Here is a 6,315-nt window from a genome sequence, read left to right on the forward strand (position 1 = left end):
ACGGTAATGAGTGAATCAACGGGGACTCTCGGGTTGGACCGGGAGCTGAAGGCCAAGCACCGGGCAATGTGGGGGCTCGGTAACTATCCGGCGGTGGCGACGCAGGTCATCGCGGAACTCGGACCTGTATTGGTGCGTGAATGCGGCGTGCAGAAAGGAGATCGGGTGCTCGACGTCGCGGCGGGGTCCGGCAACGCCGCCATTCCGGCGGCTGCGCTGGGTGCGCAGGTGATCGCCACCGACCTGGCTCCCGAACTGTTCGTGGCAGGACGGGAGGCCGCGGCGCTCGCGGGTGTCGAACTCGATTGGCAGGAGGCCGATGCCGAGGCTCTTCCGTTCGGCGACAACGAGTTCGACGTAGTGCTCTCGTGCGTCGGTGTGATGTTTGCCCCGCATCATCAGCGCGCCGCGGACGAACTTTTGCGAGTATGCCGACCCGGCGGAAAGATCGGAGTGCTGAGTTGGACTCCGACGGGGTTCATCGGCGAGATGTTCAAAACGATGAAGCCGTATGCACCGCCGCCGCCTCCTGGTTCGCAGCCGGCGCCTTTGTGGGGCGACGAGAACCATGTTCGTGATCTGCTCGGCGATGTTGCCGCAAGGAAAGACGTACTTCGTGTGGACACATTCAGCGGGCCGGAAGATTTCCGCGATTTCTTCAAGGAGAATTACGGCCCGACCATCGCGGTGTACCGGAACATCGCCGACGATCCTGACCGCACACAGGCGCTCGATCGCGATCTGCTCGAGTTGGCAAAGAAGTACGGCAGCGGAAGCGAGCCGTTCGTGATGGAGTGGGAATACCTGCTTCTCACCGCGACACCCGACGAGGGCGGTGCATGATGACGACGGTCGAGTTCGCGCCACTGAAATCGGCGATCACGGGTTCTGTGTTCAGCCCCCGAGATCCGGAGTACGACGACGCCAGGTCGATCTGGAACGGGCAGATCGATCATCGTCCGGCGGTGATCGCCAGGTGCCGGTCGGCGTCGGATGTGTCTGTGGCACTTGCATTTGCCAGAGCCCATTCGTTGGAGGTTTCGGTCAGAGGTGGTGGGCATTCCTACCGAGGTACATCGGTGTGTGAAGGCGGTGTGATGATCGATCTCAGTGCGATCAACGTAGTCAGTGTCGCCCCGTCCGCGAAGCGAGCCAGGGTCGGTGGTGGTGCGACGATTGCCGACCTCGACGCCGCGACGCAGGAACACGGATTGGCAGTGACCGGTGGAGTGATCAGTGATACCGGCGTCGGTGGCCTGACCCTCGGCGGTGGCATGGGGTGGTTGACGCGCACGCTCGGCCTGGCGATCGACAATCTGGTGTCGGCAGAGGTGGTGCTCGCCGACGGTTCGATCGTGCGGGCCTCCGAGAACGATCACAGCGACTTGTTCTGGGCACTGCGCGGCGGCGGTGGAAACTTCGGAGTGGTCACCGAGTTCGAGTACCGTCTGAGCGAGATCGGTCCGGAAGTGCATCTGGGACTGTTCTTCTGGGGGATGGAGGACGGACCCGCAGCGCTTCGTCTGTGCCGCGAAGTGGTGCCTGCCCTGCCGAGAAATGCCGGAGCGATGGTTGCCGTCGGTTTGTCCGCGCCTCCGGCACCGTTTGTTCCGGATCAGTTTCACCTGCTGCCCGGATACGCGTTGCTGGTAGCCGGTTTCGGATCGGAAGAGGAACACTCGAACGCGATTGCGCCGATTCGAGAGGGCGTGCCGACGCTGTTCGAGTTCGTCACCCCGCTCCCGTACATCGGTTTACAGTCGATGCTCGACGAATCGGAACCATGGGGTGCATACGCCTATGAGAAGGCCTTGGACCTGGTGGATTTCTCCGACGACGTGATCGATGTTCTGACCGAGCAAGCGGGCAAGAAATCGTCGCCGATGTCCTTCATGCCGATCTTTCCGCTGCAGGGAGCTTTCACCTCCGTCGGCGAGGACGACACTGCGTTCGGTGGTTCTCGCACACCACATTACGTGTGCAACATGACGGCTACGGCCACCGATGCCGGGACACTGGAATTGGATCGATCGTGGGTGCGTGAGACCTGGGAAGCCTTGCGTCCGTTCTCGTCCAATCAAGGCGGGTACGTCAACTTCATGACCGATGTCGACGAGGACCGAGTGCGAGCGTCCTACGGTGCGGCGAAGTACGCGCGATTGTCCGCCGTCAAGGCGAAGTACGACCCGGACAACGTGTTTCACCTCAACGCAAACATTCTGCCCGCGTAGAGCGTCCGGTCAGGCCGTGAATACCAGGATGACGACGATCAGTGCGGCCAAGATGATGACGGCAACCATGCCTGTCATGGCGAGGGGAGCCCAGGCCACTACCTTGTCGCGGGTGCTGGCATCGGCGGGGCCGGTCGGTATCCGCGGCGGCCAGGAGAACATGTCCATGGGGCTGGGGACGTTCCGCAGTGGCGTGTTCTGTTGCACTGCAGGCAGTCCGGTGATCGTGGAGCCGGTCAGGCGATTGCGGCGGTGTGGGTCGGCGAGTTGTGTGGTGCGGTGAGCCCACGCCGGCACGGCGCCTTCGGACGAGTAGACGGGAGCGTCGATCAACTGCTCGATCGTGCCACCGCCCGTCGCGGCTGCAGCGAGCGCGTCGCGTGCCTGAGCCATCGTCGGCCGACGGGTGGGGTCCGGCTCGAGGAGCTGAAGGAGAACGTCGGTGAGCGGTCCGGACTTGGTGGGTCGGTAGATCTCGGCCTTGGCGACACGATGCAGTAGAGCGATGGCGTCCGAGTCGATGCCGAAGGGCGGTTGACCCTCGATCACCGTGTAGAGCGTCGACCCGAGTGAGAAGACGTCACTGGCCTCGGTGGGATCGTCGCCGCGGGCAACTTCGGGTGCAAAGTACGCGGGAGTGCCGGTGATGACCTCGTCCTGGGTGTCGGATACGTCGCTCTTTGCGCGGGCGATGCCGAAGTCACTGATCTTGACGGTGCCGAGAGACTTGCCTCGGTCGGCGATCAGGATGTTGCCGGGCTTGATGTCGCGGTGGACGATGCCGGCGGCGTGCGCCTCGGTGAGCGCCGCAGCGATCTGCGCGCCGATCTGCGCGACCTCCAGCGGTGGCAACGTGTCGGCCAGGTTCATCGCCTGGGCGAGGCTGCGGGCGGGGAAGTACTCCATGACCAACCACGGTTCACCGGACTCGATCGCGACGTCGTACATGGCGATGGAGTGGGGGTGGGTGAGCTTTGCGGCGTTCCTGCCTTCGCGCAATGTACGTTCACGGACCTCTTCGGCCGTTTCGGTGTCGAGGCCTTCCGTGCTTGTGACCTGTTTCACCGCGACGTCACGGCTGAGGAGGGTGTCGCGGGCCAGCCAGACGGCGCCCATGCCTCCGTCGCCGATCTTGGAGCGGAGTCGGTACCGCCCCGCCAGCAGGTATTCGGGCCCGATGCCCCTCCCGGTCTGCTCCTGAGCTGTCACATCTCAAGGTTAATGGATTGATGCCACTGTGACGCTCGAGGCTCCTGTGAACTGGGTTTTTTGCTCTGCTTGACGTGTCGGGGGTGACACGGTTTACTGAAAACAGTTCGAAAATATGTTCGAAATTGCTGTTCGTTGGATGCATGTCAGACCCGACTTCCCCGCGGTTTGCCGGCTGGTTGTGGATTGCTGCCGAGTGAGTTTTTCCGGTGTTCCGGAGGATGGGGATGACCGAGGTGACCGAGTTGGTGGAGCTGTCGGCAGATGCGGCGGGGTTGTCCCGTCAGGATCGGCTGGCACAGCTCCGCCGACAGATCGCGTCCATTCCCTCTCGCGGTGATACGTCGTTTTCGGGACCGAGTGTTTCCGTGGCTGGTGTTTCCGGGACAAGTGCAGCAGCCTTCGAGAGTGTTGCCGACCGGGAAATACCGGTCGTGGACCGCGCGCACAAGGCTGGTGTTCTCCCAGTGCCGGAAGGTATCGGGGCATTGCTACCGCAGGGCGGTTTGGTGCGCGGAACCGTGGTGTCCGTCGAGGGCGCTGCTTCCTTGCTCTTGGGATTGGTCGCGTCCGTGACGGCGTCCGGGGGGCATGTGGCAGTCATCGGGCAACCTCGACTGGGATTGCTGGCGGCGTACGAGATGGGTGCGCAACTGGAACGTCTGGCGCTCATTCCGGCGCCTGGGCCGGATCCGGTCGAGATCGCTGCTGTGCTGCTCGACGGTATGGATCTGGTGATTCTGGGATTGGCGGGTGCGTCGGTATCCCCGTCGCGTGCGCGAGCGGTGGTGGCGCGCGCCCGGAGCAAGGGCTCGACTCTTGTTGTCACCGAAGGTCACTGGGACGGGGCCGAAGTTCGGTTGGACGCTCGGGTTCATGGTTACGGTGGGTTCGGTCAGGGCCGTGAGTTGGGGCGTGGTCGGCTCAGTTCCCTGAGCCTCGCGGTTCGTGCTCGGGGGCGCTCGTTCCAGCCCCGGATCACGCGTCTGGACATCTGTAGTGCAGCCGGGCGGGTCGAGTGGGTACCTTCCCGGCCGGTCGAGGCCGTGTCGGAGCAGGTGGTGTCGTCGCGGGTGGTGTCACTGTGAGCAGAGTTCTGGCGTTGTGGTGCCCGGACTGGCCGGCGGTGGCAGCGGCAGCGCTTGCCGATCTTCCTGCCACGCATCCTGTCGCAGTCACCTCGGGTAATCGGGTGATCGCATGTTCGGCGACGGCCCGCGCGGAGGGAGTGCGACGAGGCCTGCGCCGACGCGAGTCGCAGGCCCGCTGCCCGGAACTGTATGTGGCGATGGCAGATCCGGAACGCGACGCCAGATTGTTCGAGCCGGTCGCCGCGGCCATCGATGCGGTGGCACCGGGCGTCGAGGTACTTCGTCCTGGTTTGTTGGTGCTCAGTGCGCGAGGTGTCAGTCGGTACTTCGGTTCGGAGGAAGCCGCGGCGGAACGATTGGTGGATCAGGCATCTGCTGCGGGCGTCGAGAGTCAGGTGGGTGTGGCGGATCAACTGTCCACAGCGGTCATTGCCGCGCGCCGGGCAGCGCTGGTGCCGCCGGGGGAGGGGGCACGGTTTCTGGCGCCGCTACCCATGCCGGAGTTGGCGGCCGAGCCCAGTCTGTCTGCGCCGCATCGCGGGGAGTTGGTGGATCTGCTGCGCAGGCTCGGGATCAGAACCATCGGTGCTTTCGCGGATTTACCGGCAGTGGACGTCGCTTCGCGTTTCGGGGCCGATGCGGTGCTCGCGCATCGTGCGGCGCGCGGTGAACCCGAGCGGCCACCGTCGGCGCGGACGCTTCCGCCGGATCTGGAAGTGGAGCAGCATTACGATCCGTCGATCGAGCGGGTGGATGCCGCAGCGTTTGCCGGGCGCGCCTTGGCGAGTCTCCTGCACGACAAATTGTCGGCTGCCGCAGTGGCGTGCACCCGTCTGTCGATTTCGGCCAGCACGGGTAACGGTGAAAATCTTTCTCGGACTTGGCGTTGCGCCGAACCTCTGACACCGGAGGGAACGGCCGATCGAGTGCGATGGCAACTGGACGGCTGGCTCACCGGGCGCAGTGAGACCCGGCCGACCGCAGGCATAGCGGTGTTACGTCTGGAACCGGTGGAGGTGGTCAGTGCCGGCGCTTTGCAGTTAGGGCTGTGGGGCGGTGTCGGCGACGAGGAGGAGCGGGCCAGGCGAGCATTGGTGCGCGTGCAAGGTCTTCTGGGCGGCGAATCGGTTCAGGTCGGTGTCCTGAGCGGTGGTCGAGGGCCCTCGGAGCGAATTACCCTGTTGCCCTTGGGTGACGAGCGGGTAGCTGCTCATGATCCGACAGCCCCGTGGCCTGGTCGTCTGCCGCAGCCGTCTCCGGGGTCGATCTTCGTCGACAATCCCAAGGTATGGCTGGAGGATGTGGCCGGCAACGCCGTGTACGTCACTGAGCGCGGTGTCTTCAGCTCGCAGCCGGGAAGGCTGAAGTGGGGGAGCAAGGAATGGGCAGTGCAGGGATGGGCCGGGCCCTGGCCGGTGGACGAGCGATGGTGGGACGCAGCCTCGGCGCGCACGGCCGCGCGGGCTCAGGTGCTGTTGGAAGAATCGCGGGCGTTGCTGATGATCTGTGAAGGCGGTGGATGGTCGGTGGAGGGCGTGTACGAATGAGCTCGTAGGTACAGCCAGCTGTACCGGACATGGTCGAGTCGACTGTACGAACAGTAGGGGCGCTGGCGCCATCGCACCGACGCCATCGGGCGCCTAGCGTTGATGACATTCAAAAACTCACTGTTGCAATGATTCTCGTCGTTGCAACTCTTCGCGAGGAGTGTCATGAAAACGGCGGGTCGAGCTGACGTTTCCGGAAACGATCGACTTCACTACGAGCCGATGGAGCTACGCGAC

Annotated in this window: 5 protein-coding genes; 4 read left to right on the forward strand and 1 reads right to left on the reverse strand. The window is 64.1% G+C overall.

What is annotated here, in order from left to right:
* Nucleotides 1-6 precede the first annotated feature (6 nt).
* Together ACYP01_RS06420 and ACYP01_RS06425 are read left to right on the forward strand one after the other, a co-directional pair.
* Nucleotides 7-843, forward strand: a complete 837-nt coding sequence (locus ACYP01_RS06420; RefSeq protein WP_234551577.1) for a class I SAM-dependent methyltransferase — start codon at nt 7-9, stop codon at nt 841-843.
* Nucleotides 840-2,231, forward strand: a complete 1,392-nt coding sequence (locus ACYP01_RS06425) for an FAD-binding oxidoreductase (protein ID WP_003940869.1) — start codon at nt 840-842, stop codon at nt 2,229-2,231. The genes ACYP01_RS06420 and ACYP01_RS06425 overlap by 4 nt, the downstream gene beginning before the upstream one ends.
* Nucleotides 2,232-2,240: 9 nt before the next feature.
* Here ACYP01_RS06425 and ACYP01_RS06430 read toward each other — a convergent pair whose 3' ends face one another.
* Nucleotides 2,241-3,440, reverse strand: a complete 1,200-nt coding sequence (locus ACYP01_RS06430) for a serine/threonine-protein kinase (protein WP_003940952.1) — start codon at nt 3,438-3,440, stop codon at nt 2,241-2,243.
* A 227-nt stretch (nt 3,441-3,667) separates the two neighbouring features.
* On the opposite strand from ACYP01_RS06430, the gene ACYP01_RS06435 reads away from it, so the two are divergent.
* Both ACYP01_RS06435 and ACYP01_RS06440 read left to right on the forward strand, forming a co-directional pair.
* Entirely contained in the window at nt 3,668-4,528 is an 861-nt protein-coding gene (locus ACYP01_RS06435; RefSeq protein WP_459678994.1) for a hypothetical protein, read from the forward strand.
* Entirely contained in the window at nt 4,525-6,078 is a 1,554-nt protein-coding gene (locus ACYP01_RS06440) for a DNA polymerase Y family protein (protein WP_003940966.1), read from the forward strand. The genes ACYP01_RS06435 and ACYP01_RS06440 overlap by 4 nt, the downstream gene beginning before the upstream one ends.
* Nucleotides 6,079-6,315: the final 237 nt, after the last annotated feature.

The sequence above is a fragment of the Rhodococcus sp. no. 34 genome (assembly GCF_054589475.1).